We start from the raw sequence: 24275 nt of genomic DNA, 5'->3' as shown, positions 1-24275 counted from the left end.
GGGGCCGCGCCACCCCGCAGCGGATACCTTGTGCCCATGCGCCTCGGGGTCGTCGACGTCGGTTCGAACACCGTCCACCTCCTCGTCGTCGACGCCCATCCCGGGGCCCAGCCGCTGCCGGCGAGCAAGCACAAGATCGACCTGCGCCTGTCCGAGCACGTCACCGACGAGGGCCTCATCGCCGACGACGGCCGCGACGCGCTCGCCGACTTCGTCGCGGAGTGCCTCGCCGTCGCCGAGGACCAGGGCGTCGAGGACCTGCGCGGGTTCGTCACGAGCGCGGTCCGCGAGGCGCCGAACGGCACCGAGGTCCTCGCCCACGTCGCCGAGCGCACCGGCGTGCGGCTCGACGTCCTGACGGGCGAGGAGGAGGCCCGGCTGACCTTCCTCGCCGTCCGCCGGTGGTTCGGCTGGTCGGCCGGCACGCTGCTCGTCGCCGACATCGGCGGCGGCTCCCTCGAGCTCGCGATGGGCATGGACGAGGAGCCCGACGTGGCGATCTCGGTCCCCCTCGGCGCCGGCCGCGTCACCCGCGACCTCCTGCCCGGCGACCCGCCCTCGCCCGACGACCTGCGCGAGGCCCGCCGCCGGGTGCGCGCCACCATCGCCGCCGAGCTGCGACCGCTCGCCAAGGCCGGCGCACCCGACCTCGCCGTCGGCACGAGCAAGTCGATGCGCTCGCTCGCCCGCATCTGCGGCGCCGCGCCGAGCTCCGAGGGGATGTACGCACGCCGGCTCCTGCCGCGCGAGGCGCTGCTCGAGTGGCTCCCGAAGATCGCCGCCATGACCGCGCGCGAGCGGGCCGACCTGCCCGGGGTGTCGACCTCCCGCTCGCGGCAGGTCCTCGCCGCCGCCGTCGTCGCCGACGCCACGATGGACCTGCTCGGCCTCGAGGCCCTCGAGATCTGCCCGTGGGCGCTGCGCGAGGGCATCCTCCTGCGCCACCTCGACCGGATGCGGTGACCGTGCCGGGCCCGCGCACCCCGCGCCGCCGCCGACCGGCGGCGCCGCGGGTCGCGCTCTCGACGTCGTCGGTCTACCCGCTCGGCTGCGCCGCGGCCTTCGCCACAGCGGCCCAGCTGGGCTACGACGGGGTCGAGGTCATGGTGTGGACGGACCCGCTGACCCGGGAGGCCGGGGCGCTGCGCCGGCTCGTGGAGCACCACGGCGTGCCGGTCGTCTCGGTGCACGCGCCCACGCTGCTCGTGACCCAGCGGGTGTGGGGGACCGACCCGTGGGAGAAGGTCGACCGCTCGCTCGACCTCGCCGCGGAGCTCGGCGCCGGCACGGTCGTGCTCCACCCGCCCTTCCGCTGGCAGCGCGACTACGCCCGGGGGTTCGCGGACGGGGTGGCCCTGCGCGAGGAGCGCACCGGCCTGCGGCTGGCCGTCGAGAACATGTACCCGTGGAAGGCGGGGGCCCGCTCGCGCGAGGTGGAGGCCTACCTGCCGCACTGGGACCCGGTGCCCCAGCCCTACGACCACGTGACGCTCGACCTGTCGCACACCGCGACCGCGGGCTCGGACGCCCTGTCGATGGCCGCCTCCCTCGGACCCCGGCTCACCCAGCTGCACCTCGCGGACGGCTCCGGGGCCCCCCGCGACGAGCATCTCGTGCCCGGTCGCGGCACCCAGCCCTGCGGCGAGGTGCTGGAGGCCCTCGCGACGCGGGGGTTCGCGGGCGACGTCGTCGTGGAGGTCTCGACCCGCCGGGCCGACGACGAGCGCCGCGACCTCGACCTCGCGGAGTCGCTGGCCTTCGCCCGGCTGCACCTCGCCCCGGTGTCCTCCTGAGGGGAGGGACCGGGGCGGTGCGTGGCGGGGCGGGGTCAGCCCGAGGTGCCGACCGACGAGACGACGAGCTGCGGCGAGCCGCCGGTCGAGCCCTGGCAGGCCTGGACGGACTGCTTGACGAACGCGGCCTCGGTCGACCCGGGCGGGTAGACCCGGAACCCGTCCGCCGTCGTCGGGGCGCAGCTGCGCTGGGGGTAGTTGCCCGCGTTGGCGACCTGCAGGAGGGAGGTCGTCGAGCGGCCCGGGGCGAGGGTGACCGTGCGTGCCGTGCCGGTGCGCTCGGCGGCGGACCCGAGCTGCGTGCCGTCGCCCCGGCCGACGAACGAGACGCCCGGGAAGCCGTCGAGGACGCAGCTGCGTGACCCGGTGTTGCGGAAGCTGATCAGGTAGTACGTGCTGCCGGCGGCCGCGCCACCGGACGGGCTCCGGACGCCGACGTCGAGCGAGCCGAGCGGGCACCGGCCGACCCGGCCGGACGACGAGGTCGAGGTCGGGGATGCGCCGGACCCGGACGAGGCCGTCGGCGAGGAGCCGCCGGTGGAGCTCGCGGAGCTCGACGGGGTGGAGCCGGTGGGGGAGATGCTCGGCGAGGCCGACGGGTCGGCGCTGCTGGTCGCGCTCGGGCTGCCGGACAGGCCCGTCGTGGCGCTGCCGGAGGACTCGAGGCCGTTGCCGCAGGCGGTGAGGCCGAGGGCGGCGACCAGGGCGGTCGCCGCGAGGACGGGACGGAGGCGTCGTGTGCTCATGCCGACGACGCTAGGACGGCGAGGTCTCCGGCACGCCTCGCCGCGGTCACCGTCACGCACCGGTCCGCTCACGGTCCGGTGACCCGGCCGTGACCTCGTCGTGAGGTGGGTCGGAGGGCCTCTCGGGCAGCCGGAGCCGCGCGAGGGCGCCACCGCCGGACGGGTTGTCGAGCGCGAGCGTCGCCCCGAGCACGCGGGCCTGCCCGGTCGCGATGACGAGCCCGAGACCGTGCCCGTCGCGGTCGGTCCGGCTGTGCCGCAGCCGCTGCGGCCCCTCCCGGAGCAGGGACGCCTCGAAGCCGGGGCCGTGGTCGCGCACCTCGACGACCCGGCCGTCCTGCACGACCTCGACGGGGGGCGCCCCGTGCCGCAGGGCGTTGCGGACCAGGTTGCTGACGACCCGGTCGACCCGGCGCGGGTCGGTGACCACGCCGGCGCCTCCCTGGGTGCGGACGGTGACGGCGCCCTCCGGGATCTCACCGGACGCGACGCCGCGGCGGACCACGCGGTGCACGACCTCGCCGAGGTCCACCTGCTCGGCGAGGGCCCGCTCGCGACCGCCGTCGAGACGGGCGACCTCGAGCAGCTCCTCGACGAGGGCAGCGAGGGCCCGGGCGCGGTCCCGCACGAGATCGGCTGCACGCGAGGGCTCCAGCAGCTCGGCGGCGGTGAGCAGACCGGTCACCGGGGTGCGCAGGTCGTGGGCGACGTCCGCGGTGAAGCGCTGCTCGGCGCGGACCCGGTCGGCCAACCGGGCGGCCATCGCGTCGACGGCGTCGGCCAGCGCGCCGACCTCGTCGTGCCGCTCCCCGACGACGCGGCGTAGCGACGTGGGGTCGTCCCCGGAGGCCACACCGCGCGCGGTGTCCGCGGCCCGGCGCAGGCGCTGCGCCAGCCGGCCGGCGGTCACCCAGCCGACGAGGCCCGCGACGAGCACGACGACCGCCCCGGCGAGCAGCAGCGCGCGGTCGACCTGCGCGACCGTGCCGTCGGCCGGGACGAAGCGCGTCCGCGTCGAGAGGACCACCTCGCCGTCGCGCGCCGCCGCCCACACCGTCCGCACCGCGCCACCGGTCACGAGGGTGGCGCGGGCACCGTCGGCACGCACCGCGTCGCGCAGCTCGGCGGGCACCGCCGGGTCGTCGACGCGCGCGTCGAAGGCGAGCAGCCCGGTGGCCGTCCGGACGTCGACGGCGGCGGAGATCCGGTCGGCGGCGGTGCGCCGCGCCGTGTCGACCTGCTCGCGCAGGACGAGGAGGTGGACGGCGACCCCGAGGGCGGCCACGGCGGCGAGCGCGACGAGGATGACGGCCGTGGCGATCCGGCCGCGCAGGCCACGTGCGCGCCGGCTCATCGGACCAGCCGGTAGCCGAAGCCGCGGACGGTCTCGACCCGCTCGGCGCCGACCTTGGAGCGCAGCCGCTGGACGTGGACGTTGACGACGTGGTCGTCGTCCTCGGTGTCGCCGTAGCCCCAGACCCGCTCCAGCAGCGCGCGGCGCGAGAGCACGCGGCCGGGCTCGTCGGCGAGCTCGAGGAAGAGTCGCATCTCGGTCGGGGTGAGGCGCAGCACCTCGTCGCCGCGGCGCAGCTGGACGGCCCGGCGGTCGAGGACGAGGTCGCCGAACGTCTCCGGGCCCGTCCCGTCGGCGGACGTGGCAGCGGGCTCGGTGGCGGTCGCCTCCCGGTCGGCGGCGGAGCGCCGCAGGGCGTTGCGCAGCCGGGCGCGCAGGACCTGGACGTCGAAGGGCTTGGTCACGTAGTCGTCCGCGCCGGCCTCGAGCCCGCCGACGACGTCGAGGCTGTCGGTGCGCGCCGAGACGAGGACGACGGGCACCTGGTCGCTCTCGCGGATGCGCCGCGTCAGGCTCGCGCCGTCGAGGCCGGGGAGCATCACGTCCGACACGACGAGGTCGAACGGCGGTGCGGCACAGCGCCAGGCGTCCCACGCCTCCAGCCCGTCGGTGTGCCAGACGACGTCGTAGCCGTCGCGCTCCAGGTGGGCGGCCGTGGCCTCCCCGATGACGGCGTCGTCCTCGACGAGGAGGACGCGGCGCCGTCCGGTCGCGGTGGTGCTCTCGCTCACGCGGCCACAGTAGGCGCGTCGTCGCGCCCCGTGGCCCGACGGGACGCCGGCGGTGCTCGACACGGCGCGCGGGCGGTGCCATCGTCGGGGTCATGACCGACGACGCGATCGTGGTCGACGACCTCCGGGTGGTCCGGGGCGGGCGCGAGGTGCTGCCCGGCCTGTCGATGACCGTGCCGCGCGGTGAGATCGTCGGGCTCCTCGGTCCGAGCGGTGGCGGCAAGTCCACGCTGATGCGGGCCGTCGTCGGCGTCCAGGTCGTCGCGGGCGGCACGGTGACGGTGCTCGGCGAGCCGGCCGGGTCGCCGGCGCTGCGGCGCAGGGTCGGCTACCTCACGCAGGCCCCGAGCGTCTACGCCGACCTCACGGTGCGCGAGAACGTCCGCTACCTCGCCCGGGTCGTCGGCGCCGACGCCGCCGCGGCCGAGCGCGCCATCGCCGCCGTCGACCTGACCGACCACGCGGACGCCCGGGCCGGGGCGCTCTCGGGCGGGCAGCTGTCGCGGGCCGGGCTGGCGTGCACGCTCGTCGGCGACCCGGACGTGCTGGTGCTCGACGAGCCGACGGTCGGCCTCGACCCCGTCCTGCGCCGCGACCTGTGGCGCATCTTCCGTGGTCTCGCCGCCGACGGTCGCACTCTCCTCGTCTCGAGCCACGTGATGGACGAGGCCGTGCGCTGCGACCGGCTCGTGCTGCTGCGCGCGGGGCGGGTGCTCAGCGACTCGACGCTGCCCGGCCTCCTCGAGCGCACCGGCACCACCGACGCGGAGTCGGCCTTCCTCGCGCTCGTCGACGCCGACGACGGGCGGCCCACGGACGCACCACCGGAGGGCTATCGGGGCCGGCACGCGGGGGAGGCGTCGTGAACGCCCGGATCACGCTCGCGACGGCGGCGCGCATCCTGCGCCAGCTGCGCGGCGACCACCGCACCGTCGCCCTCATGCTCGTCGTCCCCTGCGTGCTCCTCGGCCTGCTCGCGTGGGTCTACGCCGACTCCCCGGTCGACGTCTTCGACTCCGTCGGGCCCGCGCTGCTCGGCGTCTTCCCGCTCGTCGTCATGTTCATCGTCACGAGCATCGCGACCCTGCGCGAGCGCACGACGGGCACGCTCGAGCGGCTGCTCACGACGCCGCTCGGCAAGGGCGACCTCATGCTCGGGTACGCGCTGGCCTTCGGGGTGATGGCGCTCGTCCAGGCCGTCGTCGCCAGCGCGTTCGCGGTGTGGGTGTGCGGGCTCGACGTCGCCGGCCCGGTCTGGCTGCTCGTCGTCATCGCGGTCGTCGACGCGGTCCTCGGCACCGCGCTCGGCCTGCTCGCGAGCGGGTTCGCGCGCACCGAGTTCCAGGCCGTGCAGTTCATGCCCGCGTTCGTCCTGCCGCAGTTCCTGCTCTGCGGTCTCGTCGTGCCGCGCGACCGGATGCCCGGGGTGCTCGAGGCGGTGTCGGACGTCCTGCCGCTGTCGTACGCCGTGGACGCGATGAAGGACGTGGCGACGCAGACCGACCCGCTCGGCGACGTGCTGCCGAGCCTCGGGGTCATGCTGCTCTGGATCGTCGTCGCGCTCGTCCTCGGCAGCCTGACCCTGCGCCGCCGCACCCCCTGACACCGACCGGTGTGCAGGATTCGACACTTTCGTCGATTCCTGCACGGTCGGAGGGTGGGCGGTGTGCAGGATTCGACACTTTCGTCGATTCCTGCACGGTCGGAGGTGGGCGGTGTGCAGGATTCGACACTTTCGTCGATTGCTGCACGGTCGGGGGGTGGGCGGTGTGCAGGATTCGACACTTTCGTCGATCGGTGCACGGTCGCCGGGCGCGCACCGCCCGACGCGCGCGTCGAGCGGTCCCGGGCGCCCCTGCGGTCCGGTGCGGGCCCGCCGCCGGGCTAGCCTGCTCGTCGTGGACGCCTCCGACCTGCTCCGTGGAGCACTGCTCCAGATCTCCGGCTCCGACGCGGTGCGCACCGCCGTGACGAAGGCGCCGGTCAGCCGGTCGGTCGTCTCCCGCTACGTCGCCGGCGACCTGGTGCCCGAGGCCGTCGCCGTCACCGGCGAGCTGCGCGGCACCAACCGCCTCGCGACCATCGACTACCTCGGCGAGGACGTCACCGACCGCGCGCAGGCCGAGCGCACCCGCGACACCTACCTCGCGCTCCTCGACGCGCTCGCCGAGGCCGACCTCGCGCGCTTCGGCGCCGCCGAGGTCAGCGTCAAGCTGAGCGCCGTCGGGCAGGCCATCCCCGGCGACGGGGACGCCATCGCCCTCGAGAACGCCCGCGCCATCTGCGAGGCGGCCGACCGCGCCGGGACGACGGTGACCCTCGACATGGAGGACCACACGACGACCGACCGCACCCTCGAGGCCGTGCGCGCGCTGCGCGCCGACTTCCCGTGGGTCGGGGCGGTCCTCCAGGCCTACCTCCACCGCACGGAGGCCGACTGCCGCGACCTCGCCGGCCCCGGCAGCCGGGTCCGGCTGTGCAAGGGCGCCTACAAGGAGCCCGCGTCCGTCGCGTACCAGGACGGCGGCGAGGTCGACCTCTCGTACGTCCGCTGCCTCAAGGTGCTCATGGCGGGCGAGGGCTACCCGATGGTCGCCAGCCACGACCCCCGCCTCGTCGAGATCGCCGAGGCGCTCGCGTCGCACCACGGCCGCGCGCCCGACTCCTACGAGTTCCAGATGCTCCTCGGCGTGCGCTCCACCGAGCAGAAGCGGATCGCCGACCGCGGCCACCAGATGCGCGTCTACCTGCCCTTCGGCGAGGACTGGTACGGCTACCTCGTGCGCCGGCTCGCCGAGCGGCCGGCCAACCTGCGCTTCTTCCTGCGCTCGCTCGCCGGCAGCAGCTGAAACCCCCGCGCCGCCGACGCGGCCGGACGGCATACTCGGCGCCATGGCCACGACTGCGATCTTCGGTGCCGGTGTCATGGGCGAGACGCTCCTCTCGGGGTTGCTGCGCGCGGGGCGACCGGCCGACTCCCTCGTCATCACCGAGCGCCGGGCCGACCGCGCCGCCGAGCTGACCGAGCGCTACGGGGTGCGCGTCCTCGAGAACGCCGAGGCCGCCGCCGCGGCGACCACGCTCGTCCTCGTCGTCAAGCCGCAGGACATGGGGGCACTCCTCGACGAGATCGCGCCGCACGTCGAGCCCGGTGACCTCGTCGTCAGCCTCGCGGCCGGCATCACGACCTCGTTCGTCGAGTCCCGTCTGCCGGAGGGCCGTTCGGTCGTCCGGGTGATGCCCAACACGCCGGCCCTCGTCGACCAGGGGATGGCCGCCGTCTCGGCCGGAGCGCACTGCGGGCCCGAGCACCTCACCGAGGCGCAGTCGCTGCTCGCCGCGACGGGCAAGGTCGTCGAGGTCCCCGAGAAGCTCCAGGACGCCGTCACCGCCATCTCCGGCAGCGGCCCGGCCTACATCTTCTACGTCGTCGAGGCGATGATCGAGGCCGGTGTCGTCCTCGGGATGCCGCGCTCCACCGCCACCGAGCTCGTCGTCCAGACCCTGTACGGGGCCGCGACGATGATCAAGGAGACCGGCCAGCACCCGACCGTCCTGCGCGAGCAGGTCACCTCGCCGGGCGGCACGACCGCCGCCGCGCTGCGCGTCATGGACGACCACAAGGTGCGCGCCGCGTTCATCAGCGCGATGGAGGCCGCCGCCACCCGCAGCCGTGAGCTCGCCGGTGGCTGAGGCGGCGCCGGGCCTGCACCCGGGCATCCGGGTCGAGCCGGTCACGGACGCGACGTGGCGCGCCTACCGCGACGTGCGCCAGGCAGCGCTCATCGACAGCCCGCGCGCCTTCTGGACGACGTACGCGCAGAGCGCGGCCCGCACCGACGACGACTGGCGGGCGCTCGTCGCCACCGGCCCGGCCCTGTGGCTCGCCTGGGACCTCGACCGCCCGGTCGGCACCGTCGGCCTCGCCCATGGCGACGACCGGCCGGGCGACGAGGTGTACCTCGTCGGGATGTGGGTGGCCGGCGCGGCGCGGGGGAGCGGCGCGGCCGCCGCCCTCGTCGACGCCGCGCTCGCGCGGGCCCGCGCGGACGGCCGCCGCCGCGTCGTCCTCGACGTCGCGCGCGAGAACTCCCGCGCCCTGCGCTTCTACCTGCGGCGCGGCTTCGCCCTCACCGGCGAGACCGGCGCGATGCCGTGGGACCCCACGTGCGTCGAGGAGCGGATGGTGCTGGAGCTCGGGTGACGGACCCGCGGAGCACCCGCTGTTCACCTCCCCGGTTGCCGCACACCGTGGGTGTCGTGGGAGAGTGACGGCCATGAGCGACATCACGGTCCGCACCCTGGGCGCCGAGGAGTGGGAGCAGTACCGCTCCATGCGCCTCACGGCGCTGCGCGAGTCGCCCGAGGCGTTCGTCGCCTCCCACGACGAGGAGGAGGCCGAACCCGAGGACTTCTGGCGCGCCCGGATGGAGCGCTCGACCCGGCTCCTCGCCGAGCGCGACGGCGAGCCCCTCGGCATCGCGAGCGTCGGGGACGTCGACGAGGACCGCCCCGACCACGCCCAGCTCTTCGGCCTGTTCGTCACGCCCGAGGCGCGCGGGACCGGTGTCGCCGCCGCGCTCGTGCGGGCCGCCTCGCGCGTCGCCGCCGAGGACGGCCGCCGCCAGCTCCTCTACTGGGTCGGCACCGACAACGGCCGCGCGGTCGCCTTCGCGAGCAGCTTCGGCTTCCGGCCCACCGAGAGCCGTCGCCCGATGCGCGTGGTCTCCGAGGACGACGGCGAGGAGGAGGTCGCGATGACCCTCTCCCTCGCCGGCGACCGCGGCGGCATCCCGACCGCGATCTGAGCCGCGCCGGCCCGGCTACGGCCGGGCGGCGAGGCGCTCGATGAGCGTCGTCGGACCGCTGACGATGAGCGTGTCGTGCGCCGAGACCTTCGTCGTCGGCACGGCGTAGGTGAAGTCCTCGCCGGGCGCCTTGACGCCGACGACGGTGACGCCGTACTTGCTGCGGACCTGGCTCTGCTCCAGCGTGAACCCGATGGTCTCGGTCGGCGGCCGCATCTTGACGATGGCGAACCCGTCGTCGAACTCGATGTAGTCCTGCATCCGCCCGCCGACGAGGTGGGCGACGCGCCGGCCGGTGTCGGCCTCGGGGCGGACGATGTGGTGCACGCCGATCCGGTCGAGGATGCGGGCGTGCTCCGGCGAGAGCGCCTTGGCCCAGATGGCGGGCACCTGGGCGTCGACGAGGTTGGCCGCCGCGAGCACGGAGGCCTCGACCGAGGAGCCGATGGCGACGACGGCGATCTGGAAGCGGCCGGCCTTCGCGTCGCGGATGACGCCGGCGTCGCTCGCGTCGCCGTGGACGACCTGCGAGATGCGGCCGAGGAACTTCTCGGCGAGGAAGCCGTCCTTCTCGATCGCGGTGACCTTGTGCCCGAGCCGTCGCAGCTCGAGGGCGGCGGCGGCGCCGAAGCGACCGAGGCCGATGACGAGGACCTCGTCGTCGCGGGCGTTCCTGCCCATGGGTGCGTTCCTCCCGGTGGTGGGTCCGTGCGGTCCCAGACTGCCACGGACCGACCACCGAGTAGCGTGCAGCCATGGCCCCACGGACGAGCGTCATCTGGGATGACGTGTTCACCGCCTACGACTTCGGTCCCGGCCACCCGATGGGCCCCGTCCGCCTCGACCTCACGACGCGCCTCGCGCGCTCGCTCGGCGTCCTCGACCACGTCGACCTCGTGAGCCCCGGTGTCGCCGACGACGACCTGCTCGCGACCGTCCACGACCCCGCGTACGTCGAGGCGGTCAAGGTCGCCTCGGCCGACCCGGCGCGCGCCGACGTCCACCGCGGCCTCGGGACCGACGACGACCCGGCGTTCCGGGGGATGCACGAGGCGTCGGCCCGGATCGTCCAAGGCACCGTCGAGGTCTGCCGGCGCGTCTGGGAGGGCGAGGCCGAGCACGGCGTCAACTACTGCGGCGGCCTGCACCACGCGATGCGCACCCACGCGAGCGGCTTCTGCATCTACAACGACATCGCCGTCGGCATCCAGTGGCTGCTCGACCACGGCGCCGAGCGCGTCGCCTACGTCGACATCGACGTCCACCACGGCGACGGCGTCGAGCGCGCCTTCTGGAACGACCCGCGGGTCATGACGATCTCGCTCCACGAGAGCGGTCAGCACCTCTTCCCCGGCACCGGCTGGCCGGCCGACGTCGGCGGGCCCGACGCGCGCGGCACGATCGCCAACGTCGCCCTGCCGCCCGGCACCGGCGACGCGTCGTGGCTGCGGGCCATCGACTCGGTCGTGCCCCACCTGGTCCGCGCGTTCCGGCCCGACGTCCTCGTGACGCAGCACGGCTGCGACACCCACCTCGAGGACCCGCTCGCGCACCTGGCGATCACCGTCGACGCGCAGCGACGTGCCCACGACGAGCTGCACTCCCTCGCGCACGAGGTGTGCGGCGGGCGCTGGGTCGCGCTCGGCGGCGGGGGCTACGAGCTCGTCGACGTCGTGCCGCGCTCGTGGACGCACCTGACGGCGATCGCGGCGCACGCGCCGGTCGACGTGCAGACGCCCGTCCCGCAGGACTGGCTCGACCACGTCGAGTCGCTGCTCGGGCGGCCCGGGCCGCGGCGGATGGGCGACCTGCCGAAGGACCGGCTCCCGATCTGGGTGCAGCCGTGGGGGATGGGGCACAACCCGGACAACCCGCTCGACCGCGCGGTGTTCGCGACCCGTCAGGCGGTCTTCCCGCTGCACGGCCTCGACCCCTGGTTCGACTGACGCCGCCCGCCCGGGGGGCGGCCGTCCGGCCGGGGCCGAGCGCCCGAGAGGCGGTTCGGCCGATCGGCCCGACACGCCGAAATTTCGCTGGCGCACACGGCGTGTCGGCTGGACAACGTCCACGAGTGCGTCCATTCCCCTTCACAGTGGTCACAACTGCCCCTATGGTTGCGACAGCACGCCACAGGGAGCTGTCCGGGCTGGGTCCGGCACTGCGGCGGGCAGAAGATCGAGGTCCAGATGTCCACGGAGCGTCAGCTCGGCGAGGTGCGCTTCCTCACCGTCGCCGAGGTCGCCACGATCATGCGCGTCTCGAAGATGACGGTCTACCGCATGGTCCACGCCGGTGAGCTGCCGGCGATCCGGGTCGGCCGGTCCTTCCGGGTCCCGGAGGACGAGGTGCACGCGTACCTGCGCAGCTCGTTCGTCGACACCGCGTGACCCGGTCCACCGACCGACGAGGGGCGTCCCGCCGACCGGCGGGGCGCCCCTCGTGCACGACCCCCGTCACCGGGTCCGGCCCCCGCGGTTTGGGACCGGTGGGGGCCCGCCGGTAGGGTGGGCCGCCGTACCCCCGTACCACCGTGAGGAACACCCATGGGCTCTGTCATCAAGAAGCGGCGCAAGCGGATGGCGAAGAAGAAGCACCGCAAGCTGCTGCGCAAGACGCGTCACCAGCGTCGCAACAAGAAGTGACCACGCGTCACCTCTGAGCGTCGAGGGTCCCCGGCCGATGCCGGGGACCTTTGTCGTCCCCGGGGAGCCCGTCCCGCGACCACGTCCCGGCTCCCCCTGTGGGTCCCGGGAGCGCCCCGGTAGTCTCGGTCCCGTCGGACCGGCATGGGAGGAGTCGCGGTGGCGAAGGTGGTGCTGGTCACCGGGGTGTCCCGGTACCTCGGGGGGCTGCTCGCGCGGCGGGTCGCGGCCGAGCCGGGCGTCGAGCGCGTCGTCGGCGTCGACGTCATCCCGCCGCCGCACCCCGTCCCCGGCGTCGAGTTCGTGCGCGCCGACATCCGCAACCCGATGATCTCCCGCGTCATCGAGTCCTCGGGCGTCGACACCGTCGTGCACATGAACGTCATCGCGACGCCGACCTTCGTCGGGGGCCGGACCCCGCAGAAGGAGATCAACGTCATCGGCACGATGCAGCTCCTCGCCGCGTGCCAGAAGTCCTCGACCGTGCGGCGCCTCGTCGTCAAGTCCTCCGCCGCGGTCTACGGGTCGACCCCCCGCGACCCCGCCCTCTTCACCGAGGACATGGACGCGCGCCGCACCCCGAGCAGCGGCTTCGGCAAGGACTCGATCGAGGTCGAGGGCTACGTGCGCGGGTTCGCCCGGCGCCGCCCCGACGTCGACATCCTCATGCTCCGCCTCGCCAACGTCATCGGCCCGCGCATCCGCACCTCGATCACCGACTACTTCTCGATGCCGGCCGTCCCGGTCCCGCTCGGCTACGACGCCCGGATGCAGTTCCTCCACGAGGAGGACGCCATCGACGCCCTCGTGCTCGGGGCCACCGGTGACGCGACCGGGGTCGTCAACGTCGCCGGCGACGGCGTCGTCACCGTCCTGCAGGCCGTCGCCCTCGCCGGCCGGCCCGCGGTCCCGCTGCCGCTCGGGAGCGCCTCGCTGGTCGGCGGGGTCACCCGCCGGCTCGGGCTCGCCGACTTCTCGCCGGACCAGATGTCCTTCCTCGCCTACGGCCGCGGCCTCGACACGACGCGGATGCGCGCCCGGCTCGGGTTCGAGCCCCGGTACACGACCCGCGAGGCGTTCGAGGCCTTCGCCGCCACCCTCGGATCCCAGGGGCCGGGGCTCGGCTCGGTCGTCGACGCCGTGAGCGGTGTCGCCGGTGCCGCGAGCCAGTCGGTCCTCACGGCCCTCGGTGCCGGGAGCGTGCGCTGATGGCCGCTCGCCCGGGAGCCCTCGCGGCCGGTGCCGCGCGCGCCGGTGGCGAGCGGGCCCGCCGCCGCTCGACGCCACTCATCGGGGCCGAGCCGGTGACGGCCGCACCGGCGAAGCGCACCGCGCCGGCGAAGAAGGCCGCGACGAAGGCCGCGCCGGCGAAGCGCTCCGCGCCGGCGCCGAAGACCGCGAAGAAGGCCGCGCCGGCGACGAAGGCCGCGCCGGCGAAGAAGGCCGCGCCGACGGCACCGGCTGCGTCGAGGGACACCACCCCGGCAGCACCGGTCCGCAAGCACCGGCCGGCCCCGAAGGTCACCTCGGCCCCGTCGCCGCGCGCGACGACGCAGGCCGGTGAGCGCACCGGAGCGGGTCGTCTCACGCCCCGCGAGAAGGCCCGGCGCGACGCCGCGGCCCGCCGGCCGCACCTGCGGGTCGCGGAGCCCGCCGCGCCCCCCACCGCGCCCCGGCGCCGGGCCGCGTCGTCCGCGCCGAGCGCCCCGACCCCCGCGGCGACGACCACCCCGCCGCTGGCCGCCGTGCCTCCGCTCGACCCCACCACCGCGTCGGCGCCGGGACGCTCCGGCCTGCCCGTGCCGGACCTCGCCGACCTCCTGGACGCCCTCGTCGTGGGTCTGCGGGTCGCGGCGGAGGCGGCCGGCGTCGCGCCCGAGGACGTCGAGCGGCGCGTCGCGCAGGTGCTGGCCTACCTGCGCCGCCGGGTCGAGGGCGACTACGAGGTCGACGACTTCGGCTACGACGAGCACTTCACCGAGAACGTCTTCTACCCGATGCTCCGGCCGCTCTACCGGCACTGGTTCCGGGTCGAGGTGCGCGGCATCGAGAACATCCCCGCCGAGGGCGGTGCCCTCGTCGTCTCCAACCACTCGGGCACGATCGCGCTCGACTCCCTCATGGTGCAGCTGGCCATCCACGACGAGCACCCGCAGCACCGGACGATGCGCGCCCTCGGCGCCGACCTCGTCTTCCAGACCCCGTTCGTCGGGACGATGGCCCGCCGCTCCGGCTCCACCCTCGCAGCGAGCGAGGACGCCGCGCGTCTCTTCGGCCGCGGCGAGCTCGTCGGCGTCTTCCCCGAGGGCTTCAAGGGCACCGGCAAGCCGTTCAGCGAGCGCTACAAGCTGCAGCGCTTCGGCCGCGGGGGGTTCGTCTCCGCGGCGCTCGCCGCCGGGGTGCCGATCGTCCCGTGCTCGGTCGTCGGCGCCGAGGAGACCTACCCGATCATCGGCAACATGGGCAGCCTCGCGCGGCTGCTCGGCCTGCCCTACGCGCCGGTGACCCCGACCTTCCCGTGGCTCGGCCCGCTCGGGATGGTGCCGCTGCCGAGCAAGTGGATCATCGAGTTCGGCGCCCCGATCGACACCTCCGGCCACGACGAGGGGGCCGCCGAGGACCCGATGCTCGTCTTCGACCTCACCGACCAGGTGCGCGAGACCATCCAGCAGACCCTCTACACGCTGCTCATGCAGCGCCGGTCGGTCTTCTTCTGAGCGCCGTGGGCACCGCGCCGTGAGCACCCCCGAGCCCCGCGTCACCCTCGTCACGCGCGAGGGCTGCCACCTGTGCACGAGCGCCCGCGAGACGGTCGCCCGGGTGTGTGCCGACCTCGGCGTCGGGTGGCGCGAGGTCGACGTCGACGGCGACCTCGACCTGCTCGGACGCTGGTCCGAGGAGGTGCCGGTCACCCTCGTCGACGGGCGCCAGCACGACTTCTGGCGGGTCGACGAGACCCGGCTGCGGGCGGCCCTCGCGACGCCGCCCCGAGGGGAAGCATCGGGCCCGACCGGACGTTGAGCGCACTAGCACATCGTCGTCGTGAGGCACGTCACCGGGGTCCCGCGCAACTTTGTGCCTCCCTTCACAAAGTCGTAGGCTGACCGGGTTCCGCGGGCGACCGTGCGGCGTCCCGCCGTGCCTCTCGCCGCAGCCCGTGACCCGCGAAAGGAGTCGGTGACCGCCTGTGTCCACCGCAGCAGCCACCCGCCGGGGCATCCCGGACGCGTCGGTGGCCCGTCTGCCCGGGTACCTGCGAGCCCTCACCGCCCTCGCCGACGCCGGCATCGCCTCGGTCAGCTCCGAGGAGCTGGCCGGCGCCGCCGGGGTCAGCTCGGCGATGCTCCGCAAGGACCTCTCGCACCTCGGCAGCTACGGCGTGCGCGGGGTCGGGTACGACGTCGAGCGGCTCGCCTCCGAGATCGCCGCGGCGCTCGGGCTGACCCAGGACTGGCCGGTCGCCATCGTCGGGATGGGCAACCTCGGGCGGGCGCTCGCCGCCTACCGCGGGTTCGCCGAGCGCGGCTTCCGGGTCATCGCCCTGCTCGACCGCGACCCGCGGGTCGTGGGGGAGGAGGTGTCGGGCCGCGTCGTGCGCCCGATGACCGACCTCGGCGCGCTCGTGCGCGACGACGGGCTCTCGGTCGGCGTCATCGCCACCGCCTCCGACGGCGCGCAGGACGCCTGCGACGCACTCGTCGCGGCCGGCATCCGCTCCGTGCTCAACTTCGCGCCGGTGCTGCTGTCGGTCCCCGACGACGTCGCCGTGCGCACCGTCGACCTCTCGACCGAGCTGCAGATCCTCGCCTTCCACGGCCAGCGCAACGCCGTTGCCGAGGCGGTGGCCCCGTGAGCCTCGTCGTCCTCGGCCTCTCCCACCACGGGGCGCCCCTCGGGCTGCTCGAGTCGGTGGCCCTCGACGGTCCCGCCGCGACCGACCTCGAGACCGCCGTCCTGCGCTCGGAGCACGTCACCGAGGCCGTCGTCCTCTCGACGTGCAACCGCACCGAGGTCTACGCCGAGAGCCTGACCTTCCACGGCGCGCTCGTCGACATCACCAACGCTCTCGCACAGGCCTGTTCGGTCGACCGCGCCGAGCTGCAGCCCCACCTCTACGTGCACTACGAGGACCGCGGCATCGCGCACGCCTTCACCGTCGCGGCCGGCCTGGACTCGATGGCCGTCGGCGAGGCGCAGATCCTCGGCCAGGTGCGCCGCAGCCTCTCGCGCGCCCAGAAGCACGGCCACGTCGGCCCCGCCCTCAACGGGCTGCTGCAGCAGGGACTGCGCGTCGCCAAGCGCGTCCACTCCGAGACCGAGATCGACCTCGTGAGCGGCTCCCTCGTGCAGGCGGGCATCACCCGCGCCGAGGCCGTGCTCGGGGGCCTCGGCGCCCGGTCCGTCCTCGTCGTCGGCGCCGGCGGGATGGGGGCGCTCGCCGCCACCACGGTCTCGCGGCACGGCGCCCGCGAGGTCGTCGTCGTCAACCGCAACCCCGACCGCGCGGTCGGCGTCGCCGAGCGGGTCGGCGGCCGCGCCCGTCCGCTCGCCGAGCTGACCGAGGCGCTCGCGGACGCCGACCTCGTCATCGCCTCGACCGGCGCCCGGGGCCAGGTCGTCACCGCCGACCACGTGCGGGCCGCCCTCGCCACCCGCGGCGGACGCCCGCAGGTGTACGTCGATCTCGCCCTGCCGCACGACGTCGAGCTCGACGTCGACACCCTCGAGGGCGCCACCCGCGTCGGGCTCGCCGAGCTCGGTGAGGACCTCGCGGAGGCCGGTTCCGCCCCGCAGGTCGCCGTGGCCCGCGAGCTCGTCACCGCCGAGGTCGCCACATACCTCGTCCAGCGCTCCGCGCAGGCCGTCGCCCCCACCGTCACCGCGCTGCGCGCCCGCGCCGGCGAGGTCGTCGACGCCGAGCTGACCCGCCTCGAGCGGCGCACGCCCGGCCTCGACGAGCACGAGCGGGCCGAGGTCCGCCGCGCCGTCGAGCGGGTCGTCGACAAGCTGCTCCACACCCCGACCGTCCGGGTCAAGGAGCTCGCCCGCGACGGCCAGGGCGGCAGCTACGCCCGCGCCCTCTCGGACCTGTTCGACCTCGACCCGCGCGACGTCTCGCTCGTCTCGGCGCCGCCGGCCATCCCGGGGGAGGACGCATGACCGCGCTGCGCCTCGGCACCCGCCGCTCCGCCCTTGCGACGACCCAGTCCTCGTGGGTCGCCGACCGGCTGCGCGCCCTCGGCCACGAGGTCGAGCTCGTCGAGATCACGACGGAGGGCGACCGCGACCGCACGACCCCGCTCGCCCAGCTCGGCGGCACCGGCGTCTTCGTCTCCGCCCTGCGCGAGGCGCTCGCCGACGGCCGGGTCGACCTCGCCGTCCACTCGCTCAAGGACCTCCCGACCGCGCCCGATCCCCGCGTCGACGTCGCCGCCGTCCCCGTCCGCGAGGACGTCCGCGACGCCCTCGTCGCCCGCGACGGCCTGACCCTCGGCGAGCTGCCGGCCGGTGCCACCGTCGGCACCGGCTCGCCGCGCCGCCGCGCGCAGCTCGAGGCCCTCGGCCTCGGCCTGGTCCTCACCGACCTGCGCGGCAACGTCGACACCCGGCTGCGTGCCGTCCACGAGGGCCGGCTCGACGCCGTCGTCCTCGCGGCGGCCGGCCTGCGCCGGCTCGGCCGGGCCGACGAGGTGACCGAGCTGCTCGACCCGCTCCAGGTGCTGCCGGCCCCCGGCCAGGGCGCCCTCGCGGTCGAGGTCCGCCGCGACGACGACGCCACGCGCGCCGCCGTCGCCCCGCTCGAGGACGCCGACGCCCGCGCGTGCGTCACCGCCGAGCGCACCCTGCTCGCCGAGCTCGAGGCCGGGTGCTCCGCCCCGGTCGGCGCGCTCGCCGAGGTCGTCGAGGGGGTGGACGGGCCCGAGCTGTCGCTTCGGGCCGTCGTCGCCGCCCCCGACGGCTCCCACGACCTGCGCCGGTCCCTGACCGGTGACCCCGCCGAGGCCGCAGACCTCGGCCGGAGGACGGCCCGCCTCCTCCTCGAGGACGGCGCCGCCGACCTCATGCCCACGTCCACCGACCGATCCGTCACGGAGCGTGCCCAGTGAGCCCCACGCGCTCGTCCACCCGCCCCTCCCGCGTCCCCGCGCGCGTCGCCTTCGTCGGCGGCGGGCCGGGCGACCCCGGCCTGCTCACGGTGCGTGCCGTCGAGCTGCTCGCCGCGGCCGACGCCGTCGTCATCGACCAGGTCGCCCGCGAGGCGATCGCCCTGCGGCACGCCCGCGAGGACGTCGAGGTCGTCGACGCCGGTCATGGCGACCAGGGCGAGGCCCTGACCCAGGCCTCGCGCGCCAAGCTCGTCGTCAAGGCGGCCAAGGCGCACGCCGGCGGCCTCGTCGTCCGCCTCATGGACGGCGACCCGGCCGTCTTCAACGGGCTGGCCGAGGAGGCACAGGCGCTCGTCAAGGCCGGCATCTCCTTCGAGGTCGTGCCCGGTGTCAGCAGCCTGAGCGCGGTGCCCGCCTACGCCGGCGTGCCGCTCACGGCCAAGTCCACCTCGGCCGTCCACGTCGTCGTCGCCGGTCCGGGTGCGCCGGCCGTCGCCGGCGGGGTCGACCCCTCGGTGACCGTCGTCGTCCTCGGCGCCCCGGACCGCGCCGCCGTCGCGCTCCAGGCGCTGCTCGACGCCGGCCGCGACGCCGCCACCCCGGTCGCCCTCACCGAGCGCGGCACGACGACCGAGCAGCGCACGCTCGTCACGACCCTCGGCGAGGCGCCGGGCGTCATGGCCGACAGCCGCTTCCCCGTCCTCGCCGTCGTCGGCGACACCGTCCGGCTGCGCGACGCCCTCTCGTGGTTCGAGACCAAGCCGCTCTACGGCTGGTCGGTCCTCGTGCCGCGCACCAAGGAGCAGTCGGGCACGATGACCGCGCGCCTCGAGCACCACGGCGCGCACGCCGAGATCGTCCCGACCATCTCGGTCGAGCCGCCGCGCACGCCGCAGCAGCTGGAGCGCGCGGTCAAGGGCATGGTCACCGGCCGCTACGAGTGGGTCGGCTTCACGTCGGTCAACGCCGTGCGCGCCATCCGCGAGAAGTTCGACGAGTTCGGGCTCGACGCGCGCTCGTTCGCCGGCCTCAAGGTCGCCGCCGTCGGCGGCGTCACGGCCGACGCGCTGCGCGAGTGGGGCATCAACCCCGACCTCGTGCCCACGGACGAGCAGTCCGCCCAGGGCCTGCTCGACGCGTGGCCGCCGTTCGACGCCGACCTCGACCCCATCAACCGGGTCTTCCTGCCGCGCGCCGACATCGCCACCGACACCCTCGTCGCCGGCCTGCAGGCCACCGGCTGGGAGGTCGACGACGTCACGGCCTACCGCACCGTCCGGGCCGCCCCGCCGCCCGCGCCGGTCCGCGACGCCATCAAGTCCGGCGCCTTCGACGCCGTGCTCTTCACGTCGAGCTCGACCGTGCGCAACCTCGTCGGCATCGCCGGTAAGCCGCACCCCAGCACGGTCATCGCCTGCATCGGGCCGGCCACGGCGAAGACCGCCGAGGAGCACGGCCTGCGGGTCGACGTCCTCGCGCCGGAGCCGAGCGCCGCGGCGCTCGTCGACGCGCTCGCCGACCACGGCCGCTCGATCGCCCTCGACGCCGCCGAGGCCGGCGAGGAGGTCGTGCGCCCGAGCCAGCGTCGCGCCGGCGGCCGGAAGCGCGCCACGTGACGGCGGGCCTGCCGCTGCCGGGGGCGCCGTTCCCGGTCGGCCGGCCGCGCCGGCTGCGCCGCACCCCGGCGCTGCGGCGGCTCGTCGCCGAGACGCGGCTGCACCCGGCCGAGCTCGTCCTGCCGGTCTTCGTCCGCGAGGGCATCGACGCGCCGGTCGCCATCTCGTCGATGCCGGGCGTCCTCCAGCACACGCTCGACTCGCTCGTCGAGGAGGCGCGGCGCTGCGTCGACGCCGGGCTCGGCGGGATCATGCTCTTCGGCGTGCCGTCGGCCAAGGACGGCCGGGGCTCCGGCGCCGACGACCCCGACGGCATCCTCAACGTCGGGCTCTCGCGGGTCGTCGAGGCGGTCGGTGACGACCTCGTCGTCATGAGCGACCTCTGCCTCGACGAGTTCACCGACCACGGCCACTGCGGCGTGCTCGCGGCCGACGGCTCGGTCGACAACGACGCGACGCTCGAGCGCTACGCGTCGATGGCCCTCGCGCAGGCCGCGACCGGCGCGCCCGTCCTCGGCCTGTCCGGGATGATGGACGGCCAGGTCGGGTACGTCCGGGCGGCCCTCGACGCCGCCGGGTACACCGACACCGCGATCCTCGCGTACGCCGCGAAGTACACCTCGGGGCTCTACGGGCCCTTCCGCGAGGCCGTGCAGTCCTCGCTCGTCGGGGACCGCTCGACCTACCAGCAGGACCCGGCGAACGGTCGGGAGGCGCTGCGCGAGCTCGAGGCCGACATCGCCGAGGGCGCCGACATCGTCATGGTCAAGCCCGCCGGCCCGCACCTCGACGTCGTGGCCGGGGCCGCCGCGGTCTCGCCGGTGCCCGTCGCGGCCTACCAGATCTCCGGCGAGTACGCCCAGATCGAGGCCGCCGCAGAGCGCGGCTGGGTCGACCGCGAGCGGGTGATGATGGAGGCGCTGCTCGGCATCCGCCGCGCCGGCGCGAGCATCATCCTCAGCTACCACGCCATCGAGGCCGCCCAGCGCCTCTGAGCGCAGACGCCCGTCCCTCCTCGGGTGCCGGCTACACCGCAGTACGTGCCGCTGCAGCGTCAGTTACTGCGGTGTAGCCCGCGCTCGGACGGGTCGCGGGGTCAGTGCTCGTGGGCGTGGGGAGCCTCGCCGGTGACCGCGACCATCTCGCACGTGCGGGCTTTCCGCGGTTGGAGCGGGTGTCGGACAGCGATTACCCCGCACGTGCGGGCTGTTCGCGGTGGGTGCTGGGTTCCGACAGCGACAACCCCGCACGTGCGGGGTCGTCCGGCGGTCGCGGTCGGCCGAGAGGAGGTGACACGCAGAGGGATGGCCTCGCTCGTCCGCGTGTCGCCACCCCTCGCGGGCGCCGGCCTGGCGTGGGCCGGGCTCAGGCGTCGCCGGCGTCGAGGCGGGCGCGCAGGCGCTCGATGCCGCCGCGCAGGAGCTCGCCGTAGCCGTCGTCGCCGAGCAGGTGGGCCGCGGTCTCGGCGGCCTCGAGCTCGCGACGGGCCTCGACGACGCGCCCCTGGCGGCGGTAGCCGTCGCCGAGGTTGAGGTGCAGGCTGGGCGCGAGGGCCGCGGCCGAGGGGATGCCGACCGGCGCCAGGGCGTCGTCGGCCAGGTGCGCGTGCTCGCGCAGCGCGACCTCGTCCCACGCCACCTCGTCGACGAGCTCGGGCTCGAGGTCCGCGAGGTAGTGCGCCAGCACGCAGCGATGGGCGTGGTCGCCGGACCCGGTCCCCTCCCAGGCGGCGAGCATCCGGGCCCGTCCTGCCTCGCGCTCGCCGCCGAGCGCCTGCGTGACGCCGGCCAGGACCTCGCTCCACTCCGTCATGCCGCGGACGCTACGGGCCGCCACCGACGGGGCCGCGGGTCGGACCGGACGGCGGACCGCCCGCCACGCGGTGCGTGACGGGCGGTCCGGGGTGGGGCATCCCGTCGTCCCTGCACGACGGGATGCCCGGGCGGCTCGCCGGAGGGAGCGGAACCGGGGAGGGGCCTCGCTCAGGCCTGCTTGGCGAGCTGGAGGTCGATGACGAGCTTGATCTTCTCGGAGACGAGGACGCCGCCCTTCTCGAGGTTCGCGTTCCAGGTGAGGCCCCACTGGGTGCGGTCGAGCTCGCCGGTGGCCTCGAAGGCCGCCTTCTCGTTGCCCCACGGGTCGGTCGCGACGCCGCCGAACTCGACGTCGAGCGAGACCGGCTTGGTGACGCCCTTGATCGTGAGCTCGCCGGTGAGGGTGGAGCCGTCGAACGAGGTCGAGCGGAAGGTCATGTCGGGGTGGTTCTCGGAGTCGAAGAAGTCGCCGCTGCGCAGGTGGCCGTCGCGGTCGGCGGTGCCGGTGGCGACGGAGGCGGTCTTGATGGTGACCTCGGCGGTGGAGTCCGCGAGGGACTCACCGACGACGACGGTGCCGGCGACGTCGGTGAACGAGCCGCGGACCTTGCTCACCATGAGGTGGCGGGCGACGAAGCCGACCTCGGTGTGGGTGGGGTCGATGGTCCAGGTGCCGGTGGAGAGGCCGGTGAGGGTGTCGGTCATGGGTGGTGCTCCTTCGAGAGGGTGGGGCGTGCGGTAGTTGACGCTTCAACTATGCACCATCTCCGAGTATTCCGCCTCCCGGGTCGTGGGACGATGAACCCGTGGAGACGACCCGGTGGCTGGCGAGCGACGAGCAGCGGTGGTGGCGCGCCTACCTGCGCGGCAACCGCGAGCTCGACGTCGCCCTCGACCGCGACCTCTCCCGCGAGGGCGTGAGCCTCTCGGACTACGAGCTGCTCTCGATGCTCTCGGAGGCCGAGGGCCGCCGGCTGCGGATGTCCGCCCTCGCCGAGCTCATCGTCCAGTCGCGCAGCCGGGTCACGCACACCGCGGCCCGCCTCGAGCGCCGCGGCTGGGTGCGCCGCACCCCGGCCCCCGACGACGGCCGCGGCGTCGTCCTCGAGCTGACCGACGAGGGCCTCGGCGCCGTCGAGCGGCTCGCCGCCGCGCACGTCACCAGCGTCCGCCGCCACCTCGTCGACGTCCTCACGCCCTACCAGTTCCGCGCCCTCGGCGAGGCGATGGAGGCCGTCCGCGACGCGTACGCCAGCGACCCGACGACCCCGGCATCCCCCTGCGAGCCCTGCTGACCCGACAATGGGGAGGTGACCGACACCTCCACCGCCCCCGCCGCCGCTGACGAGGCCCCGGCCTCCGCCGCCCTCCTCGCCCGGGCCCGCGCCGTCACCCCCGGCGGCGTCAACAGCCCGGTCCGCGCCTTCCGCTCGGTCGGCGGCACGCCCCGCTTCATGGTCCGCGGCGAGGGACCGCACCTCACCGACGCCGACGGCCACGAGTACGTCGACCTCGTCGGCAGCTGGGGCCCGATGATCCTCGGCCACGCCCACCCGGCCGTCCTCGACGCCGTGCACACCGCGGCCTCGCGCGGCACGTCCTTCGGCACCCCGAGCGAGAACGAGGTCGCGCTCGCCGAGGAGATCGTCGCCCGCGTCGCTCCGGTCGAGCAGGTCCGGCTCGTGAGCAGCGGCACCGAGGCGACGATGAGCGCCATCCGCCTGGCCCGCGGCTTCACCGGCCGCCCGCTCGTCGTCAAGTTCGCCGGGCACTACCACGGCCACGTCGACTCCCTCCTCGTCGCCGCCGGCTCCGGCGTCGCCACGCTCGCGCTGCCCGACTCCGCGGGCGTGCCCGAGCAGATGGCCGCAGAGACGGTCGTCCTGCCGTACAACGACGTCGCCGCCCTCGAGGAGCTCTTCGCCGCCCGCGGCGACCAGATCGCGTGCGTCATCACCGAGGCCGCCGCCGGCAACATGGGCGTCGTCGCCCCGCAGCCCGGCTTCACCGAGGCGCTGCGCCGGGTCACCGCGCAGCACGGCGCGCTCCTGGTCTCGGACGAGGTGATGACCGGCTTCCGCTGCAGCCGCGCCGGCTGGTGGGGCCACGAGGGACTCGACCTCGCCCCGGACCTGCTGACCTTCGGCAAGGTGATGGGCGGGGGCTTCCCGGCCGCGGCGTTCGGCGGCCGTGCCGACGTCATGGCCCTCCTCGCGCCGGACGGGCCGGTCTACCAGGCGGGGACGCTCAGCGGGAACCCCGTCGCGACCGCCGCCGGCCTCGCCACGCTGCAGCACTGCGACGACGCCGTCTACGCCCGTCTCGACGAGGTGTCCCGCGCCATCAGCACCGCTGCGTCCGAGGCGCTCTCGGCCGCCGGCGTCGCGCACCGCGTCCAGTACGCCTCCTCGATGTTCTCCGTCTTCTTCCGCGACGGCGAGGTGCGCGACTACGACGACGCCCGCGACCAGGACACGGCCGCCTTCGGCCGGTTCTTCCACGCGATGCTCTCGGCCGGCGTCTACCTGCCGCCGAGCGCCTACGAGTGCTGGTTCGTCTCGGCCGCGCACGACGACGCGGCCGTCCAGCGCGTGCTCGACGCCCTGCCCGGCGCCGCCGCCGCGGCGGCCGCCGGCTGACCGCCCCCCGGGTCGCCGCGGCGGT

27 protein-coding genes are annotated in these 24275 nt (G+C 75.2%); 21 read left to right on the top strand and 6 right to left on the bottom strand.

Features of this window, described 5'->3' with window-relative positions:
• The first annotated feature begins 36 nt into the window (after positions 1-36).
• Together KMZ30_RS13190 and KMZ30_RS13185 are read left to right on the top strand one after the other, a co-directional pair.
• Entirely contained in the window at positions 37-963 is a 927-nt protein-coding gene (locus KMZ30_RS13190) for a Ppx/GppA family phosphatase (protein ID WP_215513422.1), read from the top strand.
• Positions 964-965: 2 nt separating this feature from the next.
• On the top strand, positions 966-1793 hold the full coding sequence (locus KMZ30_RS13185) for a sugar phosphate isomerase/epimerase family protein (RefSeq protein ID WP_215513421.1): 828 nt from the start codon (positions 966-968) through the stop codon (positions 1791-1793).
• 35 nt (positions 1794-1828) lie between these two features.
• Here KMZ30_RS13185 and KMZ30_RS13180 read toward each other — a convergent pair whose 3' ends face one another.
• Genes KMZ30_RS13180 through KMZ30_RS22375 form a run of 3 tightly spaced genes read right to left on the bottom strand, consistent with a single transcriptional unit; the run spans position 1829 to position 4624 of the window.
• Positions 1829-2539, bottom strand: coding sequence for a DUF4232 domain-containing protein (locus KMZ30_RS13180; RefSeq protein ID WP_215513420.1), 711 nt, complete (start codon positions 2537-2539; stop codon positions 1829-1831).
• A 52-nt stretch (positions 2540-2591) separates the two neighbouring features.
• On the bottom strand, positions 2592-3893 hold the full coding sequence (locus KMZ30_RS13175; protein ID WP_215513419.1) for a HAMP domain-containing sensor histidine kinase: 1302 nt from the start codon (positions 3891-3893) through the stop codon (positions 2592-2594).
• Positions 3890-4624: a response regulator gene (locus KMZ30_RS22375; protein WP_215513418.1), complete on the bottom strand. Its 735-nt coding sequence runs from the start codon at positions 4622-4624 to the stop codon at positions 3890-3892. Before KMZ30_RS22375 ends, KMZ30_RS13175 begins: the two co-directional genes overlap by 4 nt.
• 92 nt (positions 4625-4716) lie before the next feature.
• On the opposite strand from KMZ30_RS22375, the gene KMZ30_RS13165 reads away from it, so the two are divergent.
• The 6 genes from KMZ30_RS13165 to KMZ30_RS13140 all read left to right on the top strand — a co-directional run bounded on the left by KMZ30_RS13165 (position 4717) and on the right by KMZ30_RS13140 (position 9432).
• Positions 4717-5490, top strand: coding sequence for an ABC transporter ATP-binding protein (locus tag KMZ30_RS13165; protein ID WP_215513417.1), 774 nt, complete (start codon positions 4717-4719; stop codon positions 5488-5490).
• Entirely contained in the window at positions 5487-6227 is a 741-nt protein-coding gene (locus tag KMZ30_RS13160; RefSeq protein ID WP_215513416.1) for an ABC transporter permease, read from the top strand. The genes KMZ30_RS13165 and KMZ30_RS13160 overlap by 4 nt, the downstream gene beginning before the upstream one ends.
• 295 nt (positions 6228-6522) lie before the next feature.
• Positions 6523-7473, top strand: coding sequence for a proline dehydrogenase family protein (locus tag KMZ30_RS13155; RefSeq protein ID WP_215513415.1), 951 nt, complete (start codon positions 6523-6525; stop codon positions 7471-7473).
• Between the two features lie 43 nt (positions 7474-7516).
• Positions 7517-8317 (top strand): pyrroline-5-carboxylate reductase, encoded by an 801-nt coding sequence (proC, locus tag KMZ30_RS13150; protein ID WP_215513414.1) that lies wholly within the window; start codon positions 7517-7519, stop codon positions 8315-8317.
• A complete protein-coding gene (locus KMZ30_RS13145) occupies positions 8310-8828 on the top strand; it encodes a GNAT family N-acetyltransferase (protein ID WP_215513413.1) in 519 nt (172 codons plus the stop codon). Before proC ends, KMZ30_RS13145 begins: the two co-directional genes overlap by 8 nt.
• A 73-nt stretch (positions 8829-8901) precedes the next feature.
• Positions 8902-9432 carry a GNAT family N-acetyltransferase gene (locus tag KMZ30_RS13140; protein WP_215513412.1) on the top strand — a complete coding sequence of 177 codons (531 nt, stop codon included), beginning with the start codon at positions 8902-8904 and terminating at the stop codon, positions 9430-9432.
• Between the two features lie 15 nt (positions 9433-9447).
• On the opposite strand, the gene KMZ30_RS13135 is transcribed toward KMZ30_RS13140, so the two are convergent.
• Positions 9448-10113 carry a potassium channel family protein gene (locus tag KMZ30_RS13135; RefSeq protein ID WP_207022463.1) on the bottom strand — a complete coding sequence of 222 codons (666 nt, stop codon included), beginning with the start codon at positions 10111-10113 and terminating at the stop codon, positions 9448-9450.
• Positions 10114-10187: 74 nt separating this feature from the next.
• On the opposite strand from KMZ30_RS13135, the gene KMZ30_RS13130 reads away from it, so the two are divergent.
• From KMZ30_RS13130 to hemB, 11 genes are all read left to right on the top strand, one after another.
• Positions 10188-11378 (top strand): acetoin utilization protein AcuC, encoded by a 1191-nt coding sequence (locus tag KMZ30_RS13130; RefSeq protein ID WP_215520043.1) that lies wholly within the window; start codon positions 10188-10190, stop codon positions 11376-11378.
• Positions 11379-11618: 240 nt separating this feature from the next.
• Complete coding sequence (locus tag KMZ30_RS13125) at positions 11619-11819, top strand: helix-turn-helix domain-containing protein (protein ID WP_030526670.1); 201 nt, start codon at positions 11619-11621, stop codon at positions 11817-11819.
• A gap of 156 nt (positions 11820-11975) precedes the next feature.
• Positions 11976-12074: a 30S ribosomal protein bS22 gene (locus KMZ30_RS13120; RefSeq protein ID WP_003792170.1), complete on the top strand. Its 99-nt coding sequence runs from the start codon at positions 11976-11978 to the stop codon at positions 12072-12074.
• Positions 12075-12233: 159 nt separating this feature from the next.
• Entirely contained in the window at positions 12234-13283 is a 1050-nt protein-coding gene (locus tag KMZ30_RS13115; RefSeq protein ID WP_308279796.1) for an SDR family oxidoreductase, read from the top strand.
• Positions 13283-14791 carry a lysophospholipid acyltransferase family protein gene (locus KMZ30_RS13110; protein ID WP_215513410.1) on the top strand — a complete coding sequence of 503 codons (1509 nt, stop codon included), beginning with the start codon at positions 13283-13285 and terminating at the stop codon, positions 14789-14791. The genes KMZ30_RS13115 and KMZ30_RS13110 overlap by 1 nt, the downstream gene beginning before the upstream one ends.
• Before the next feature lie 19 nt (positions 14792-14810).
• Positions 14811-15095, top strand: a complete 285-nt coding sequence (locus KMZ30_RS13105; protein WP_215513409.1) for a glutaredoxin family protein — start codon at positions 14811-14813, stop codon at positions 15093-15095.
• Positions 15096-15261: 166 nt separating this feature from the next.
• The gene (locus KMZ30_RS13100; protein ID WP_215513408.1) at positions 15262-15927 is read left to right on the top strand and encodes a redox-sensing transcriptional repressor Rex; all 666 of its coding nucleotides are present in this window, start codon (positions 15262-15264) and stop codon (positions 15925-15927) included.
• On the top strand, positions 15924-17234 hold the full coding sequence (locus KMZ30_RS13095; RefSeq protein ID WP_215513407.1) for a glutamyl-tRNA reductase: 1311 nt from the start codon (positions 15924-15926) through the stop codon (positions 17232-17234). Before KMZ30_RS13100 ends, KMZ30_RS13095 begins: the two co-directional genes overlap by 4 nt.
• On the top strand, positions 17231-18181 hold the full coding sequence (gene hemC, locus KMZ30_RS13090) for a hydroxymethylbilane synthase (protein WP_030526676.1): 951 nt from the start codon (positions 17231-17233) through the stop codon (positions 18179-18181). The genes KMZ30_RS13095 and hemC overlap by 4 nt, the downstream gene beginning before the upstream one ends.
• Positions 18178-19797, top strand: coding sequence for a bifunctional uroporphyrinogen-III C-methyltransferase/uroporphyrinogen-III synthase (locus tag KMZ30_RS13085; RefSeq protein ID WP_215513406.1), 1620 nt, complete (start codon positions 18178-18180; stop codon positions 19795-19797). The genes hemC and KMZ30_RS13085 overlap by 4 nt, the downstream gene beginning before the upstream one ends.
• On the top strand, positions 19794-20792 hold the full coding sequence (gene hemB / locus KMZ30_RS13080; protein WP_308279795.1) for a porphobilinogen synthase: 999 nt from the start codon (positions 19794-19796) through the stop codon (positions 20790-20792). The genes KMZ30_RS13085 and hemB overlap by 4 nt, the downstream gene beginning before the upstream one ends.
• Positions 20793-21162: 370 nt before the next feature.
• Here the strand turns inward: hemB and KMZ30_RS13075 are convergent, their stop codons facing one another.
• Together KMZ30_RS13075 and KMZ30_RS13070 are read right to left on the bottom strand one after the other, a co-directional pair.
• Positions 21163-21609 carry a hypothetical protein gene (locus KMZ30_RS13075; protein ID WP_215513405.1) on the bottom strand — a complete coding sequence of 149 codons (447 nt, stop codon included), beginning with the start codon at positions 21607-21609 and terminating at the stop codon, positions 21163-21165.
• Positions 21610-21779: 170 nt separating this feature from the next.
• Entirely contained in the window at positions 21780-22316 is a 537-nt protein-coding gene (locus tag KMZ30_RS13070) for a YceI family protein (RefSeq protein WP_215513404.1), read from the bottom strand.
• A gap of 101 nt (positions 22317-22417) precedes the next feature.
• Here KMZ30_RS13070 and KMZ30_RS13065 point away from each other — a divergent pair, with 101 nt between their 5' ends.
• Together KMZ30_RS13065 and hemL are read left to right on the top strand one after the other, a co-directional pair.
• A complete protein-coding gene (locus KMZ30_RS13065; protein WP_215513403.1) occupies positions 22418-22906 on the top strand; it encodes a MarR family winged helix-turn-helix transcriptional regulator in 489 nt (162 codons plus the stop codon).
• Between the two features lie 15 nt (positions 22907-22921).
• Positions 22922-24250, top strand: coding sequence for a glutamate-1-semialdehyde 2,1-aminomutase (gene hemL, locus KMZ30_RS13060; RefSeq protein ID WP_215513402.1), 1329 nt, complete (start codon positions 22922-22924; stop codon positions 24248-24250).
• The last annotated feature ends 25 nt before the right edge of the window (positions 24251-24275 follow it).

This window comes from Phycicoccus mangrovi (assembly GCF_018729305.1).
GTDB lineage: Bacteria > Actinomycetota > Actinomycetes > Actinomycetales > Dermatophilaceae > Phycicoccus > Phycicoccus jejuensis.
This window is presented reverse-complemented; position numbering and strand designations above follow the sequence as displayed.